Source organism: Cohnella nanjingensis, assembly GCF_014212125.1.
Taxonomy (GTDB): Bacteria; Bacillota; Bacilli; order Paenibacillales; family Paenibacillaceae; genus Cohnella; species Cohnella nanjingensis.
The window spans coordinates 22,931-37,557 of sequence record NZ_JACJVP010000070.1; the positions used below are offsets into that span (position 1 = coordinate 22,931).

16 protein-coding genes are annotated in these 14,627 nt (G+C 62.8%); all 16 read right to left on the reverse strand.

Translation table 11 applies throughout. From position 1 onward, the window contains the following. Positions 1-20: 20 nt before the first annotated feature. The gene (glyS, locus tag H7C19_RS32030; RefSeq protein ID WP_185673154.1) at positions 21-2,111 is read right to left on the reverse strand and encodes a glycine--tRNA ligase subunit beta; all 2,091 of its coding nucleotides are present in this window, start codon (positions 2,109-2,111) and stop codon (positions 21-23) included. Next, positions 2,104-2,991, reverse strand: a complete 888-nt coding sequence (glyQ, locus tag H7C19_RS32035; RefSeq protein WP_185673155.1) for a glycine--tRNA ligase subunit alpha — start codon at positions 2,989-2,991, stop codon at positions 2,104-2,106. The genes glyS and glyQ overlap by 8 nt, the downstream gene beginning before the upstream one ends. Before the next feature lie 129 nt (positions 2,992-3,120). Next, positions 3,121-3,294 carry a hypothetical protein gene (locus tag H7C19_RS32040; protein ID WP_185673156.1) on the reverse strand — a complete coding sequence of 58 codons (174 nt, stop codon included), beginning with the start codon at positions 3,292-3,294 and terminating at the stop codon, positions 3,121-3,123. 82 nt (positions 3,295-3,376) lie between these two features. After that, positions 3,377-4,105, reverse strand: a complete 729-nt coding sequence (locus H7C19_RS32045; RefSeq protein ID WP_185673157.1) for a DUF6081 family protein — start codon at positions 4,103-4,105, stop codon at positions 3,377-3,379. Positions 4,106-4,166: 61 nt separating this feature from the next. After that, positions 4,167-5,063, reverse strand: a complete 897-nt coding sequence (locus H7C19_RS32050; RefSeq protein ID WP_376775469.1) for a prenyltransferase — start codon at positions 5,061-5,063, stop codon at positions 4,167-4,169. A 214-nt stretch (positions 5,064-5,277) separates the two neighbouring features. Next, a complete protein-coding gene (recO, locus tag H7C19_RS32055) occupies positions 5,278-6,042 on the reverse strand; it encodes a DNA repair protein RecO (protein WP_185673159.1) in 765 nt (254 codons plus the stop codon). Between the two features lie 66 nt (positions 6,043-6,108). Beyond that, positions 6,109-6,267, reverse strand: coding sequence for a YqzL family protein (locus H7C19_RS32060; protein WP_185673160.1), 159 nt, complete (start codon positions 6,265-6,267; stop codon positions 6,109-6,111). Between the two features lie 115 nt (positions 6,268-6,382). Beyond that, positions 6,383-7,288 carry a GTPase Era gene (gene era, locus H7C19_RS32065; RefSeq protein ID WP_185673161.1) on the reverse strand — a complete coding sequence of 302 codons (906 nt, stop codon included), beginning with the start codon at positions 7,286-7,288 and terminating at the stop codon, positions 6,383-6,385. Next, complete coding sequence (gene cdd / locus H7C19_RS32070; RefSeq protein ID WP_185673162.1) at positions 7,278-7,724, reverse strand: cytidine deaminase; 447 nt, start codon at positions 7,722-7,724, stop codon at positions 7,278-7,280. The genes era and cdd overlap by 11 nt, the downstream gene beginning before the upstream one ends. A 78-nt stretch (positions 7,725-7,802) precedes the next feature. Further along, entirely contained in the window at positions 7,803-8,174 is a 372-nt protein-coding gene (locus H7C19_RS32075; protein WP_313732053.1) for a diacylglycerol kinase, read from the reverse strand. Beyond that, positions 8,171-8,737 (reverse strand): rRNA maturation RNase YbeY, encoded by a 567-nt coding sequence (gene ybeY, locus H7C19_RS32080; protein ID WP_185673163.1) that lies wholly within the window; start codon positions 8,735-8,737, stop codon positions 8,171-8,173. Before ybeY ends, H7C19_RS32075 begins: the two co-directional genes overlap by 4 nt. Next, on the reverse strand, positions 8,734-10,995 hold the full coding sequence (locus H7C19_RS32085) for an HD family phosphohydrolase (protein ID WP_185673164.1): 2,262 nt from the start codon (positions 10,993-10,995) through the stop codon (positions 8,734-8,736). Before H7C19_RS32085 ends, ybeY begins: the two co-directional genes overlap by 4 nt. 16 nt (positions 10,996-11,011) lie before the next feature. Continuing rightward, positions 11,012-11,965, reverse strand: a complete 954-nt coding sequence (locus tag H7C19_RS32090; protein WP_376775470.1) for a PhoH family protein — start codon at positions 11,963-11,965, stop codon at positions 11,012-11,014. A gap of 24 nt (positions 11,966-11,989) precedes the next feature. Beyond that, the gene (yqfD, locus tag H7C19_RS32095; protein ID WP_185673166.1) at positions 11,990-13,192 is read right to left on the reverse strand and encodes a sporulation protein YqfD; all 1,203 of its coding nucleotides are present in this window, start codon (positions 13,190-13,192) and stop codon (positions 11,990-11,992) included. Positions 13,193-13,310: 118 nt separating this feature from the next. Continuing rightward, a complete protein-coding gene (yqfC, locus tag H7C19_RS32100) occupies positions 13,311-13,592 on the reverse strand; it encodes a sporulation protein YqfC (RefSeq protein ID WP_185673167.1) in 282 nt (93 codons plus the stop codon). Positions 13,593-13,885: 293 nt separating this feature from the next. Then, the gene (locus H7C19_RS32105; protein ID WP_185673168.1) at positions 13,886-14,443 is read right to left on the reverse strand and encodes a pyridoxamine 5'-phosphate oxidase family protein; all 558 of its coding nucleotides are present in this window, start codon (positions 14,441-14,443) and stop codon (positions 13,886-13,888) included. Between the last annotated feature and the right edge of the window lie 184 nt (positions 14,444-14,627).

Sequence of the window (14,627 nt, forward strand, 5' to 3'; positions counted from 1 at the left end):
CTCCGAGCGCGGCCGATCCGCTAGCCGTTCAGCTTGGCGAAGTCCGCGAAGCTCTTCACGTCGTCCGCGATCGTCGCCAGCAGCGCGAGCCGGTTGCGGCGGATCGCCTCGTCCTCCGCCATGACCATGACCGCTTCGAAGAACGCGGTCACCGGTCCGCTGAGGCCGGACAGCGCGTCCAGCGCTTCCGCCATCTTCGCCTCCGCGGCCGCCTTGGTCACGATGCCGTGGGCATGCTGCCATGCCTCGTACAAGGCGCCTTCGGCCGCGTCCATGAACAAGCGCGCGTCGACTTGGCGCGAATCGTCCGCCTTCGCCGCGAGATTGCACACGCGGTTGAACGCTTCGACCGCCGGGCGGAACGCTTCCTTGCGTCCCTCGGCCGTCGCGGCCTGGAGCGCTTGGGCGCGCAGGACGGTGCGGCGCACGTCGTCCGCGCCCGCGCCGAGGATCGCGTCGACGACGTCGTAGCGGATCTGCTCTTCCGTCAGTACGTTTTTTACCCGCAGGGCGAAGAATTCACCCAGATCCTTCAGCACGTCGAACGCTTCGCGCTTCTGCGCGCGTCCCGACTCGGCGTGGACGCCGAGCGCGATCCGGAACAGATCGGAGAGCGTAAGCTCCAGGCCGTGCGCGAGCAGCGTCGAGACGATGCCCGCCGCCTGGCGGCGCAGCGCGTAAGGATCCTGCGAGCCGGTCGGCACGATGCCGATCGAGAAGCAGCCGACGATCGTATCGATCTTGTCCGCGATGCCGACGACGGCGCCGACGAGGGACGCCGGCGGCGCGTCGTTCGCGTTGCGCGGCGAGTAATGCTCGTTGATCGCGCGGGCGACGGACGGCCGCTCGCCGAACTTCAGCGCGTAGTCCGCGCCCATGATCCCTTGAAGTTCCGGGAACTCGTAGACCATCTGGGTGACGAGGTCGAACTTGCAGATGTCCGCCGTCCGGCTCACGTCTTGGCGCGTCTCTTCGCCCGCGTGCAGCTGCTGCGCCAGCTTGTCTGCAATCGCGCGAACGCGCCGCACCTTGTCGGCGACCGTGCCGAGCTCCTCGTGATAGACGATGTTCTCGAGCTTCGCGAGGAACGACGGGATCCCGCCCTTCTGATCCTCTTGATAGAAGAACTTCGCGTCCGACAGCCGCGCGCGCAGCACCTTCTCGTTGCCTTTGGCGACCGTCTCGAGCGCGGCGGCGTCGCCGTTGCGCACCGTCACGAAGTGCGGCTGCAGCTTGCCCTCGGCGTTCAGCACCGGGAAGTAGCGCTGGTGCTCCCGCATCGACGTGATCAGCACCTCTTGGGGGATGTTCAGGAACGAAGCGTCGAAGGAGCCGCTCAGCACGGTCGGCGTCTCGACCAGGAAGAGCACTTCCTCCAGCAGATCGTCCTTCACCGCGATATGCCAGCCCCGCTCCGCCGCGAGTCCGTTAATGCCGGCGAGGATCGCCTGCTTGCGCTCCTCGACATCGACGAGGACGCGCTGCTCCCGCAGCTTCGCCACATAGTCCGAAGGGACCGCGATCGTCGTATCCGCTCCGAGGAACCGGTGGCCGCGGCTGACGTTGCCGGTCCGCACCCCCGTAATCTCGAAAGGCACGACTTCGTCGCCGTGCAGCGCGATCAACCAACGGATCGGCCGCACGTAGCGCAGGTCGTAACCGCCCCAACGCATATTCTTCGGGAACGACAGCGAGGTTGCGAGGGTAGGCAGCGCTTCCGGCAGCAAACCGGCCGTCTCGACGCCGACGCTGGACTTGATCGCGTAGACGTATTCGACGCCGCCGAGCTCCTTGAAGAACAGCGCTTCGGGCTCGACGCCTTGGCTGCGGGCGAAGCCGAGCGCCGCCTTCGTCCAGGCGCCGTTCTCGTCCTGCGCGATCTTCCGCGCGGGGCCCTTCGCTTCTTCGTTCACGTCGCTCTGCTTGTCGGCGAGGCCTTCCACGACGACCGCCAAGCGGCGCGGCGTCGCATACGCGCGCACGGCCGCATAGGAGAGGCGGCTTGCGTCCAGCCATTTCTCCGTCTTGTCCTTCAGTTGGTCCATCGCGCCGCGAACGAAGCGGGCGGGCACCTCTTCGAGCCCGATCTCGAGCAGCAGATCCTTAGCCATTCGCTTCCTCTCCCTTCTTCAGCAGCGGGAAGCCGAGCCGTTCGCGCTCCTGCAGGAACGTCGCCGCGACCGCCCGCGCCAGGTTGCGCACCCGCGAGATATAGCCCGTACGTTCGGTTACGCTGATCGCGCCGCGCGCGTCGAGCAGGTTGAACGTATGGGAACATTTCAATACGTAATCGTAAGCCGGGAAGACGAGATTCTCGTCCATCGCGCGCTTCGCTTCCGCCTCGTAGGTCGAGAACAGCTGAGACAACATCGCGACGTCGGACATCTCGAACGTATATTTGGAATGCTCGTACTCCGGGTGCTTGAAGACGTCCCCGTAGGTGACGCCGTTCACCCATTCGAGGTCGAACACATTCTCTTTCTCCTGGATATACGAAGCCAGACGCTCCATCCCGTAGGTGATCTCCACCGCGACCGGATGGCAGTCGATGCCGCCCACCTGCTGGAAGTAGGTAAACTGCGTGATCTCCATGCCGTCGAGCCACACTTCCCAGCCGAGTCCCCAGGCGCCTAGCGTAGGCGCCTCCCAGTTGTCCTCGACGAACCGGATGTCGTGCTGGAGCGGATCGATGCCGAGCCGCTTCAGGCTCTCCAGGTACAGCTCCTGAATGTTGTCGGGAGACGGCTTCATGATCACTTGAAACTGGTGATGCTGGTACAGCCGGTTCGGGTTCTCCCCGTAACGGCCGTCGGCCGGCCGGCGGGAAGGCTCCACGTAAGCCACGTTCCACGGCTCGGGTCCGATGGTGCGCAGGAAGGTCATCGGGTTCATCGTGCCCGCGCCCTTCTCGGTGTCGTACGGCTGTACGACGATGCAATCCTGCTCCGCCCAGAACTGCTGCAGCGTCAGCGTCATCTGCTGAAAATTCATGTCCCTCTCGCTCCTTTGATCGATCGTGATCCGAAGTGGCAGGGCGCCGGGGAAGATGACAAAAAGCTCCCGTCCCACGTCTGCCCTTGCAGACATAGGGACGGGAGCATCGCTTCCCGCGGTTCCACCCTACTTGGCTTCGTCCTGCGAACGTCCTCGCCGGTGAGCGAACTTCAGCCCGCCGCCGCGTATCGCAATCCAATCGCCCGCTCTTTCCTCTGGCCGTCTCTCCGGAGCGCCCTTCGCCGGTTCGTCGCGCCGGGCTTCCACCTTCCCCGGCTCGCTGCAGCTGCCGACCGGCAACCGGCTACTTTCTCCTTCGTCGAGAACAAACGCCATTCGTAAATTAGATTGTAGCCGATCGGGATAGCTGTTGTCAAATCCGTTATTCCCGGATCGCGACCTTCACCGGGGTGTATTCGGCGATGACCGTCTGGCCGTGGACGGAGACGCTGCCTTCCGGCGTCAAATCCTTCTCGGTCATGATGCCGAGCGCGATCGTGAATCGGTTGAACTTCACCGGCGCGCCCCGTTCCCGGCGGACTTCCGTCCCGTTGACGTAGAAGACGACTTCGTCCTCCGCCCGGTTGTACGTGATCTTGTACGTATTGAACTCGCGCGGCTTGAAGTCGGTGTCTTCCTTGAAGATGCAGAAGAACCGGGTCTTGTCCGACGGCGGCACCTCGACGCCCGGAAACGGCAGCACCGCGTAGACGCTGGCGTACTTGTCGTTGCCGGCGAAAAAATCGAGCGCCGCGCCGGTCGTGAAGTCGAGCAGGTTCAGCGAGACGTAGCCGTCGTACAGATCGCCCGGCGCCGTGCCTTGGGAACGGGCCCGAATGTCGAGCTCGAAGCTCACTTCGCCCGCTTCCGGCACGACGACGTCCTCTACGGAATAGTACATGTGTTTGGCATTGTCGAGAATCTGCACCTTATCATGCTTGCGGCTCAGCGGCGCGCGGACGTAGAGCGTGCCGTTGCGCACGATGACGACCGCATCCGGCTCGCGATATTCCCAGAACGTGCCGTCCGGCAGCGGGAAGCCGCCGATATTCCACACGTCGCCTTCGGATAGAATCTTGTGAAAGTCACCAAAGACCAGCTGTTTCTCCATGTCGTCGCGCTCCTATTCGGAATCGATCTATTGCCTGTCTGCAGCCGTTACGAATTGCGAATTAAATGAGACCTTGCGCGATCAAGCACAGGATGAGGACGGCGCCGCAGCGGTTGGCCGCTTGAACGGAGGCCCCCATCAGCGGCAAGTAAGCGCGCGAGCTGTTCTTGTCCTGCAGGCGCCCGTACACCCGATAGAGCGGAAATGCGGTAATCAAAGCAAGCAGCGCGTAAACCGGCAGCGCGCCGGCGAGCACGTCGACCACGAGCGCGAGGACGGCCAGCAGCAGCAGGAACCGCGAAAAACGCAGCGCCCGGCGCTCGCCCCACACGACGACCAGCGTCTTCTTGCCCGCTTGGCGGTCGGCTTGCCAGTGGAGGAAGTGATGGTTAAACAGAATGAGCGTCGTCAGCAGGCCGATCGGCAGCGACAGCAGCAGCGCGCGGTAATCGAAGTGGGAGGTCTGCACGTAATAGGCGCCCATCACCGGAAGAACGCCGAACGACAGCAGGATGGCCACTTCGCTGTAGCCTTTGCCCCGATATCCGAAGCGAAGGGGAGGCGCGACGTAGAAGTACGCGATCAGTCCGCCGAGCGCGCCGAAAACGAAGGCCCACACGCCGCTAAATAGACTAAGCAGAATGCCGCTCGCCGCGGCGACGGCGAACAGCAGCCAGGTAACGAACGCAAAGGTGCGCAGGCTCCAGGTCCCGTTCGTCAAATAACCCGAATGGGTCGGAATGGCTTCGACGTCTTCGTGCGCGGCGCCGTCGGTTCCGTTCTTGAAGTCCCAGAGGTCGTTGATCATGTTCGAGAACAGATGGGCCGACCCGGCGCCGAGCAGCGTCAGCAGGAACAGCCAAGGACGGAACGCGCCGTCCCATACGTACGCCCCGAGCGCGCCCAGCACGACCGGGATGAGCATGACCGGAACGACGCGCATTCTGGATGCTTTCATGAATCGTCTAAAGGTATTCATCCGCCAGCTCCTTTCTCTTTCGCGAAGCAAAAAACGCCTCCGCCGTCGTCGAGAGGCGAAGCCGTTCGTTCAAGCGATTCGGGCCTTAACCGGCTCCGAGTCCATAAAAAAGTCCGCAATTCGCATTGCAGACGCATGTCGTAACGGGAATCGGACGAGCTCTTGCACAACAAGGATAGCACAATTCGCCCGATTATGTAACGGGTTTGAAAAAATCGCCGCCCCGCTCCCATTGGTCAAGGAAGTGTCTGGATTTGAGGTTCAAGGCGAGATGATGGTCGAACCAGCGCCGCATCGCGGTCTTCAACTGCTGCGCCGAACTTTCCTTGACGGCGATATTTCCCAGCCGTCGCATATCCATCGCGGAGAAGACCCGAAGCAGCTTCCAGACGGGCTCTTCGAGCTCTATCGCCGTCGGGTCGCGGTAGACGCAGTTCCGGCACAGCGCGCCGCCGCCCGCGGGGCTGAACCGGAAAGGGCCTTCGGTCCGCCCGCAGTTCACGCATTCGTCCAGCACGGGCGCGTAGCCCGCCGCCCGGACGATCTTCATCTCGAAGATGCGCGCCAGAATCTGCGGGTCTTTGCCTTCGGCGATGGCCGTCATCGCCGCTTTCAACTGATAATAGAGATAGCCGCCGGCATCCTCGTCCTGGACCGCGCGGTCGCAGAGCTCGACCATATAGGCCGCGTAGGCGGCCGCGTCCAGTCCTTCGCGCAGTCCGCGGAACGACTCGACGATCTCTCCGCTGTTCAGCGTGCCGAGCTGGCCGGTTTTATAAAACGAAAAATCGCCGAGCGTAAACAACTGCGCCAGCGAAGCGTATCTGCTTTTCGGTTTTCGGGCCCCGCGCACGACGATGCCTTGCTTGCCGTGCGAAGGGGTGAAGATGGTGATGATCTTGTTGCCTTCCCCATAATCCGTGCTCCGAATGACGATGCCTTCCATCCGGTAGAGCATCGGCCTCTCCTCCGTCTCCCCGCCTTGACGCTTCCGCGCGGCGCGCGGAGGCCGGGAGCGGCTCCTTTAAGTCGAAGCCGCTCCGACGACGGCTTCTCCGTCGTCCCGATCGGGATCCGGCTCCGGCGCGAGGCCGTCCGTCCCGAGCATGTTCATTTCCTTGTACAGCAAGTAGGCTTCGATGTCGCCGGTCTGTGTAAACACGTGCCACGTAAAATCCCGCACAGCGCCTCATCCTCTCCCGACGGAAATGACTTGCTCTCTTTTCCACCGTTAGGATGCCACTTCGCGGGACGCGGTATGCTGACAACATTTGCTTTGCGCCTGCAGCCTTGGCTCTCTAATCGTGCCGGAAACCGAGCGATTTCAGCACGGATTCGCGGTTGCGCCAGTCTTCCTTGACCTTCACCCACAGCTCGAGAAAGATCTTCGAGCCGAGCAGCCGTTCCATGTCCTGACGGGACCGTCTGCCGACTTCTTTCAGCATGGCGCCGTTTTTGCCGATGATGATGCCCTTCTGGGAAGGACGCTCTACGTAGATGACCGCTCCGATGTTCACGACGCCGTTGTCTCCCGCGCCCATGCTCTCGATCTCGACCGCGATGGAGTGGGGAATCTCTTCCCGCGTGCTCTGCAGAATCTTCTCCCGGATCAGCTCCGCGCAGATAAACTGCTCGGGGTGGTCCGTGATTTGGTCCGCCGGGTAATATTGGGGCCCTTCGGGCAGGTAGCGGGCGATCTGCTCCAGCAGCGTCGTGACGTTGTTCCCTTGCAGCGCCGAGACCGGCACGACTTCCGTGAACTCGTGCAGCTTGCTGTACTTCTGGATGATCGGCAGCAGCGCTTCCGGATGCACCTTGTCGATCTTGTTCATGACGAGGAAGACCGGCGTCTTCACCTTCTTGAGCTGCTCGATGATGAAGCGGTCTCCGCCCCCGAGCTCTTCGGAGACGTCCGTCAGGAACAGCACCGCTTCGACCTCTTCCAGCGCGCTCATGGCCGATTTGACCATATAATCGCCCAGCTTGGAGTTCGATTTGTGAATGCCGGGCGTATCGAGGAACACGATCTGCATCTCGTCCGTCGTGTACACGCCGTGAATCTTGTTGCGGGTCGTCTGCGGCTTGTCGGACATGATGGCGATCTTCTGCCCGATCACCTGGTTCATCAGCGTAGACTTGCCCACGTTGGGCCGGCCTACGATGGCGACGAAGCCGGATTTGAACTTTTGCTTGTCATTGCTCATTCGTCGGGGATTCCTTCCTATAGTTCAGATCCGTCGGGCTGAATGCGCCCGGCAGCAGCTCCGCCGGCGTCGTCATCCGATAGACGCCCGCCAGGTTGCCCATCACGACGGGCATGTCCGGCGCGCACAGCTCGGAGATCACCTGCCGGCAGATGCCGCACGGGGTGATCGGGTCCGGCGTATCGCCGATCACGGCGATCGCCAGGAACGAGCGCGGCGCGCAGCCGTCCGCGACGGCCCGGAAAAGCGCCGTTCGCTCAGCGCAATTCGACGGTCCGTAGGCGGCATTCTCGACGTTGCAGCCGTAGTGCACCCGGCCGTCGGCATCCAGCAGCGCGGCTCCTACTTGAAATTGGGAATACGGCACATAGGCGCGCGCGCGCGCCTCGGCCGCCGCTTCGAGCAGCCGCTCCGGCGTCCATCCTGTCGGTAACATGGGAGTTCCTCCTCTATCCATCGATCTCCATCGATATCGTCTAATGAATTCAGATTGCCGGGACGGCGCCGTCGCCGGTTAAGGGAACAGCCGCTCCCACAGTGGCGGCCCCAGCACCAGCAAGCCGACGATCGCGGCCAGCGCCGCCGAGACGAGCACCGCGCCGGCCGCCGCGTCCTTCGCGGCCTTGGCCAGTTCGCTCCGCTCGGGCGAAGCGAGGTCCACGGCCCGCTCGATCGCCGTGTTCACGAGCTCGGCGATCCAGACGACGCCGGAGACCGCGAGCAGCCAGAGCCAATCGCCGCGCGGCAGCTCCAGCACGCCCGCGAGCGCGAACACGATCGCCGTCGCCGCCAGGTGCATCCGCATATGCGGCTCCGTCCGCAGCGCATAGACGATGCCGTTCATCGCGTTGCGGAAGGAGGAGAGCTCCGTCTGCCGGCGGCTCACCGCGCGAGGCCCGCCTTCGCCAGCACTGCCTCCTGCTTCGCGAACATCGTCTTCTCGGCCGCTTCGTCTTCGTGATCGTAGCCGAGCAGATGCAGGAAGCCATGAACGAATAGGAAGCCGAGTTCCCGCTCCTGGCTGTGTCCGTACTCTTCGGCCTGCTCCCGCATCCGCGGGATCGAGATCACGATGTCGCCCAGCAGCTCTTCGAACGGTTCGCCGCCCGTCGGATCGGCTGTGTCGCCGTCGTCGTCCTCTTCGCCCCAGTCGCCTTGAATCTCGACCGTCTCGGTCTCGTACTCCCCGTCGTAGACGATCGAGGACGCCTCCCCGGCCTCCCGGAGCGGGAAGGACAGCACGTCCGTCGGCTTGTCCAATCCGCGGTATTGGCGATTCAGCTCGCGGATGCCTTCATTATCGGTCAGCGTCAGCGAGACGAGTCCGTCCGCCACGCCTTCGGATTGGCCGGCCAGCTCCAGCAGGTTCGCCAGCAGTTCCTGCCAGCCGGCTTCGCCCGCTTCGATGCCGCTCTCGCGTTCGTCGATCCATTCCAACTTCAAACTCATGCCTGCTGCTCCTTTGGCTCGCTGCGGTTTTTGAGAGACTTGGCGTCCGGGTATTCGATGCGCGAATGGAACATGCCGATGACGGTCACCTTCAGCGTTTCCGCGATCTTGTCCAGCTCGCGCAGCGTCAAGTCGCACTCGCTGAGCTGCTGGTCGTCCAGCCGGTCCTTGATGATCTTCGCGATGATCGACTGGACCTGCTCCACCGTTGGATGGTTCAGGGAGCGCACCGCGGCTTCCACGCTGTCGGCGATGCCGACGATGGCCGCTTCCTTGGATTGCGCCTTGGGCCCCGGATAGCGGAAGTCTTCTTCGGTCCATTCGTTAGGCGTGCCCTCGGCTTCGGCCTGCTTGACCGCCTTGTAATAGAAAAACTTCAGGAACGACGTGCCGTGGTGCTGTTCCGCGATGTCCCGGATCTGCTTCGGCAGCTTGTGCGCCTTCAGCATCTCCGCGCCGTCCCGCGCATGTGCGATGATGATGGAGGCGCTCACCTTCGGATCGAGCTTGTCGTGCGGATTCTCGCCGCCGTTCTGGTTCTCGATGAAGTAGAGCGGGCGCTTCGTCTTGCCGACGTCGTGGTAGAACGAGCCCACCCTGCACAACAGGCCGTTCGCGCCGACCGATTCGGCCGCCGCTTCCGACAGGTTGCCCACCATCAGGCTGTGGTGATACGTGCCCGGCGTCTCCGTGAGCAGCTTGCGAAGCAGCGGATGGTTCGGGTTCGACAGCTCCACGAGCTTCAGCGCGGACAGAATGCCGAAGGTCACTTCGAAGAACGGCATCAGTCCGATCACGAGCACGGCGGTCAGCAAGCCGCTCGCGAACATGAAGCCGACCGATTGGACGAGCTTGAGACGGTCCGGGTCGGGTCCGACCAGCATGAGCGCGGTGACCGCGATCGAGCCGAACAGGCTGACCATGATGCCGGCCTTCAAGATCGACGAACGCTGGCTCGCGCGGTGGATCGCCAGCACCGAGGTGAACGAGACGACCGCGGCGACGAAGCCGTAATGGAAGTCGAAGATCGACTCCTGCTCGACGTTCAGGATGATACTGGCAAGTACCGTGAACAGAATGGCGCTCACGAGGCCGAGATGCATGTCGAGCAGGAGCGTGACCAGCATGCTGCCCAGCGCGACCGGCGCGAGATAGCCAATGAACGGCCAGTCCTCGCTGTGCGCCAGGGTGACCAGATGCATCATCAGGATGCTGAGCGCGAAGATGAGCAGCAGCATCAGCCAATGAACGTTGGACCGGTTCAGCGAGGCTGACGCCGCCGCCGTCAGTTCCCCGTAGCCGTAGAAGGCGAGGACGAACAGCAAGGACAGGAGCAGGACGCCCAGCTGCGGCCAATACGTTTTCTTCTCCTTCAACAATCCCATGCCGTCCAGGCGTTGATACGTCTCCTCGTCGATGACTTGTCCGGCCTTGACGATAATGTCGCCTTGCTTGATGAGCACCTGCGGGGTGTTCTGCTTGGCTTGGACCTTCGCGTTATCGGTCGCTTCCTTGTCGAAGAACTTGTTCGGCGTCAGCACGAACCGGGCCAGCTCCTGGACCGTCTCGCGCTGCGTCTTCAGCGACAGCGAGCTGCCGTTGACGAGCTCCGCCACCTTCGCGCGGGCCGAGTCCGCGTTCGACAGCGGGTCGCCGACCAGCCGGCGGACGATGTCCACCGCGACGGTCCGCATCTCGGCGATCTGTGCGGAGGTCAGCTTCGGCAGCTTGTAGTACGTCTCTTCCGGGATGTCGTACAGCTGGTCCTGCACGACCTTCCGCATCTCTTCGAGGACGCTGGCGGAATAGTTGCCCGAGCTCGCGTTAAACTGCGCGAACCGGTCGATAAAGTCGGTGATGCGTCCCGGCAGCTCGCGCCGGTAGATGTCCACCTTCTGATCCTGCGTGATCTGATCATCCTGGTTCAATTGGTCGATGCGCACCAGGATGCTGTCGATCAGATTCTCATTGTGCAGCGACAGATACGTATAGATCGAGCCGACCTTGTCGGCGGCCGCTTCTTGGGCTTGGAGCGTCGCCTTCTCGTCGACCTCCTGGTGGGGCGCCTTGATGTCGTGCTCGCTCTTGCCGCCCAGCGTGATGTCATAGGTGTTCGGGACGAGCCGCGGCGAGAGACTGAAATAAAAGAGCAGGACGAAGACGACCAGCAGCAGCCAGCGGACCGCCGTGTTGTGCTTCCATCCCGCTATGGCAAAGGATGACGGTGTGCCCGCCGGGCCGCTTCGTTTCCGATTCATCCGGCGTTCCTCTCCTTTACGGATTTGATTCGTCGTCTTTGTTGTACGCGACAATGATCTTCTGCACCAGGGCATGGCGAACGACGTCTTGCTCGGAGAAATAAACGATGCCGATCTCCGGGATGTCCTTCAGTATGCGCTGGGCTTCGATCAATCCCGACTTCTTGCCCTTCGGCAGGTCGATCTGGGTGACGTCCCCCGTGATGACCATGTGCGATCCGAAGCCTAGCCGCGTTAGGAACATCTTCATCTGCTCGCCGGTCGTGTTCTGCGCTTCGTCGAGGATGACGAACGAGTCGTCCAGCGTCCGGCCGCGCATATAAGCGAGCGGGGCGATCTCGATCAGCCCGCGCTCCAGCGCCTTGGCCACGCCGTCGGGGCCGAGCACGTCGTTCAGCGCGTCGTACAGCGGACGCAGATACGGGTCTACCTTCTCCTGCAGGTCGCCCGGCAGGAAGCCGAGGCTCTCGCCCGCCTCGACGGCGGGACGGGTGAGCAGGATGCGCTTCACGCGTCCCTCCTTCAGCGCCGCCACCGCGGACACGACGGCCAGATACGTCTTGCCGGTGCCGGCGGGCCCGATGCCGAACACGATGTCTTTCTTGCGGATCGTCGTGACGTAGTGCCGCTGTCCGAGCGTCTTCGGGACGATCGGCTTGCCGCGGAAGGTCGTGGTGATCTCGCCTTGAAAAAGCGCAAGCAGCTGATCCGCTTTGAGCTCGCGGGCCAGCTCCCAGGCGTAGCGCACGTCGCGCTCGCCCAGCTGGAGACCGCTGCGGATCAACTGCAAGAGCGTATCGAATAATTGCGCCAGCGAGCGGACTTCGTCCGCCTGGCCCTCCACGACGATCTCGGCGTCGCGGGAGTGAATGACGGCCTCAGTCTCCTGTTGGATCAACCGGAGGAACTTGTCCTGCGGACCGAACAGGGAAAGACCTTCAGCCGCGTTGCGAAGAGGAATCGCGATCATTTGCTTGGTTTCCGACAAAAAGCCTCATTCCCCCTGCGTGTTGGACATCTGTAGGATTGGACGTTCGACGGCAATCGATTGTTCAACTTCAAAAAGAATATTTATCATCACTTTACCATTCTCCGTATGTTCATGCAAAAGTTTTTCGGCCTTGATGGACGCTCCCCGTCCCGCGGCGGCCAGCACCTCGGTCCGCGCCTGGGCCAGTCCCGCTTCCTTCGCTTCGAGAGGCGTCAGCGTCTCTTCGACCGTCGAGACCTCCCGCTCCTTCTCCTTCAGCACGCCGATGGGCAGCGTCCAGCGTCCGAGCGCAAACTGCTTCCGGTCGTAGCGGAACTCCGATTGGGCGAAGGACGGCGCCTTGTAGCCCGACGTCTGCAGCGCCCGGTTCCCGATGACGAGGTAGCCGCGGTCGTTCGTCTCGCCCGTATACGTCTGAACCTTGCGCGTCAGCGGAGAGACGATCTTGTACTCGTGCCACACGAGCCCCTTCACCTCGCCCTTGGAGACGACGGATTTGGTGCGCCCGTCCTCGCCGATGATCCCCGAGATGAGCACCTCGCCTTTGCGGACGCGCTCGTTGCGCTGCACCTTCGGGCGCCCGCTCTCGGCGACGATCCGCGTGACGACGGCGTCCGTCGTGGCGACTAGATGGCTCGGGCTTTGCGGCTTCTTCACTTCGGGCTTGTTCGATTTGACCACGGTGATCGTGACCCGGGTTCCGCTCTTCTCCACGCCGACCCACGCCGCCTCAGGCAGCCTGCGCGCGATGCCGTGCGCGATAGTGGCGGGGTCCCGCAGCAGGAACGACCATTGGAACGGCCGCAAGCCCTCCTGCCGCGCCGCTTGAAGCACCTGCTCCTCGCCGACCGGCGCCTCCGTCTTCACCTGCACGTCCCACACGAGCATCGAGAGCAGGAACAGCGCCGTCACGAAGACGAGCAAGCCCCCGGCGAATACCTTGCGCTTGGAGAGGCGCGCCATCTGGAAAGGGAACCCCCGCCGCTCGAGGATCCGCGTGCGGCAGCCCGTCCGCTTCAGCAGCGGCCGCAAACGGAAAAAATCCGGGACCGTCACCCGGAACGTCATCGCGCCGTCTTTGGCGAATGCGATATCCCACAGCGGAATCCGCTGCGCCGTGACGGCGTTGAGCAGCGACTCGGCATCGCCGCCGATCAGCTTGAGCTGCACGTATCCGCGGACATTGCTTAACCATAACCCTTTCATCCCGTCGTTCACCCTTTCTCTCGCGACCAGGCTTGTCCCTCGCGCACGCGGATCCCGCCGCGGCAAGACGCGAGACCCTTATTAGCAACCGGCGGTGCAGGCTCGATATGCCGACGATTTATTTCGGGCGCAGGAGCACGCCCGTGATTTGCCCCTCTACGAACACTTCTTCGCCGCCGATCGTCCGGATGACCAGATCGTTCCCGGTGACTTCGAGCTCTCCCCGTTCCATGGCGAGCCGGAGCGACTGCGGCGAGAAATGAAGGACGCCGCGATGATTCTCTACCGTGAGCTGCAGCCCCGCGATCATGGTGATCCGCGGCAGATCCAGCACGACGTCCTGCGGCAGGTCCAGGATGCGGGCTGTCCATCTGCGCAGCTTGCGGCCGACTCGTGGCATGACGCGACCTCCCTCCTATACGGTACAACATATGCGCCGCCGGGAACGAATATGAGGCGGAACGGCGGCCGCCGTCGTTTCTCGGCGGGCGGACGGGGCGCGCGGCGTGCCGGGCGAATGCCGCGCAGGCACGCGGTCGGAGACGGCTCCCGCGCTGCCGGTCCGCCGGGCCGGCTCGACTGCATGCGAAGAAGAGGCATGTCTCGGGGAATGCCCGGACATGCCTCTTCCGCGTGCTGCGTCGGGATGCGCCGCCCCTCGAGGAGGACTGGGATCGGGACCGTTCAAGCAAGCTATTCCGCGCGCTCGAACGTGTCGCCGAGCGGGGTGACGATGCCGTCCATGCTGACGGCGTTCTTCTCCCGGTGGTACGCCCCCAGCGCGCCTCCTTTCTGGTCGGCCCAGCGCCTTAACGTGTCCCGTTCGCCGGCGTATTCGTAATAGGGTATGCTGTAGCCGCACGAGGTCTTCACCGCGTGAAGATCGGCCACGATCATCTGCCGCGCCCCGGGCAATTTCTCGAAGCGCGGGAGAAGCGCTTCCCATTCCGGCGTGTCCGGCATGACGGTCCTCCCCGTGCCGTACAGGCGCAAGATGAGCGGCGCGCCTTCGTAAGCGATGAACATGATCGTGATCCGGCCGTTGTCTTTCAGATGCGCGCTCGTCTCGTTGCCGCTGCCGGTCAAATCTAGATAGGCGACGGCCGTAGGCGAGAGGATCCGGAACGAATCGTATCCCTTGGGCGATAGATTGACATGTCCGTTCGCGGGGGCGGAGCCGACGAAAAACATTTTTTGCGCTCGAATAAAGCGCTCGTGCTCCGGCAGGAGCTGCTCGAATAATTTGCCCATCTCAATGCGCCTCCCTGTTCGGTGATCCGGCTTAGCTAGGTATATCCCCTTCAATCAGGTTGACACTTCCCCTGCATCCCTTTTGAACGAAATCCCTCTTGCTCAGGTTGACGCGCAGCTACGAAACCATTTGAACGATATCCCCTTCACTCAGGTTGACGCTCAGCTACGAAACCATTTGAAC

Bases quoted from the DNA above. Each gene is read 5' to 3' on its own strand.
- glyS (WP_185673154.1), bottom strand. From the start codon at position 2,111: ATGGCTAAGGATCTGCTGCTCGAGATCGGGCTCGAAGAGGTGCCCGCC.
- glyQ (WP_185673155.1), bottom strand. From the start codon at position 2,991: ATGAATTTTCAGCAGATGACGCTGACGCTGCAGCAGTTCTGGGCGGAG.
- H7C19_RS32045 (WP_185673157.1), bottom strand. From the start codon at position 4,105: ATGGAGAAACAGCTGGTCTTTGGTGACTTTCACAAGATTCTATCCGAA.
- H7C19_RS32050 (WP_376775469.1), bottom strand. From the start codon at position 5,063: ATGAAAGCATCCAGAATGCGCGTCGTTCCGGTCATGCTCATCCCGGTC.
- recO (WP_185673159.1), bottom strand. From the start codon at position 6,042: ATGCTCTACCGGATGGAAGGCATCGTCATTCGGAGCACGGATTATGGG.
- era (WP_185673161.1), bottom strand. From the start codon at position 7,288: ATGAGCAATGACAAGCAAAAGTTCAAATCCGGCTTCGTCGCCATCGTA.
- cdd (WP_185673162.1), bottom strand. From the start codon at position 7,724: ATGTTACCGACAGGATGGACGCCGGAGCGGCTGCTCGAAGCGGCGGCC.
- ybeY (WP_185673163.1), bottom strand. From the start codon at position 8,737: ATGAGTTTGAAGTTGGAATGGATCGACGAACGCGAGAGCGGCATCGAA.
- H7C19_RS32085 (WP_185673164.1), bottom strand. From the start codon at position 10,995: ATGAATCGGAAACGAAGCGGCCCGGCGGGCACACCGTCATCCTTTGCC.
- H7C19_RS32090 (WP_376775470.1), bottom strand. From the start codon at position 11,965: ATGATCGCGATTCCTCTTCGCAACGCGGCTGAAGGTCTTTCCCTGTTC.
- yqfD (WP_185673166.1), bottom strand. From the start codon at position 13,192: ATGAAAGGGTTATGGTTAAGCAATGTCCGCGGATACGTGCAGCTCAAG.
- yqfC (WP_185673167.1), bottom strand. From the start codon at position 13,592: ATGCCACGAGTCGGCCGCAAGCTGCGCAGATGGACAGCCCGCATCCTG.
- H7C19_RS32105 (WP_185673168.1), bottom strand. From the start codon at position 14,443: ATGGGCAAATTATTCGAGCAGCTCCTGCCGGAGCACGAGCGCTTTATT.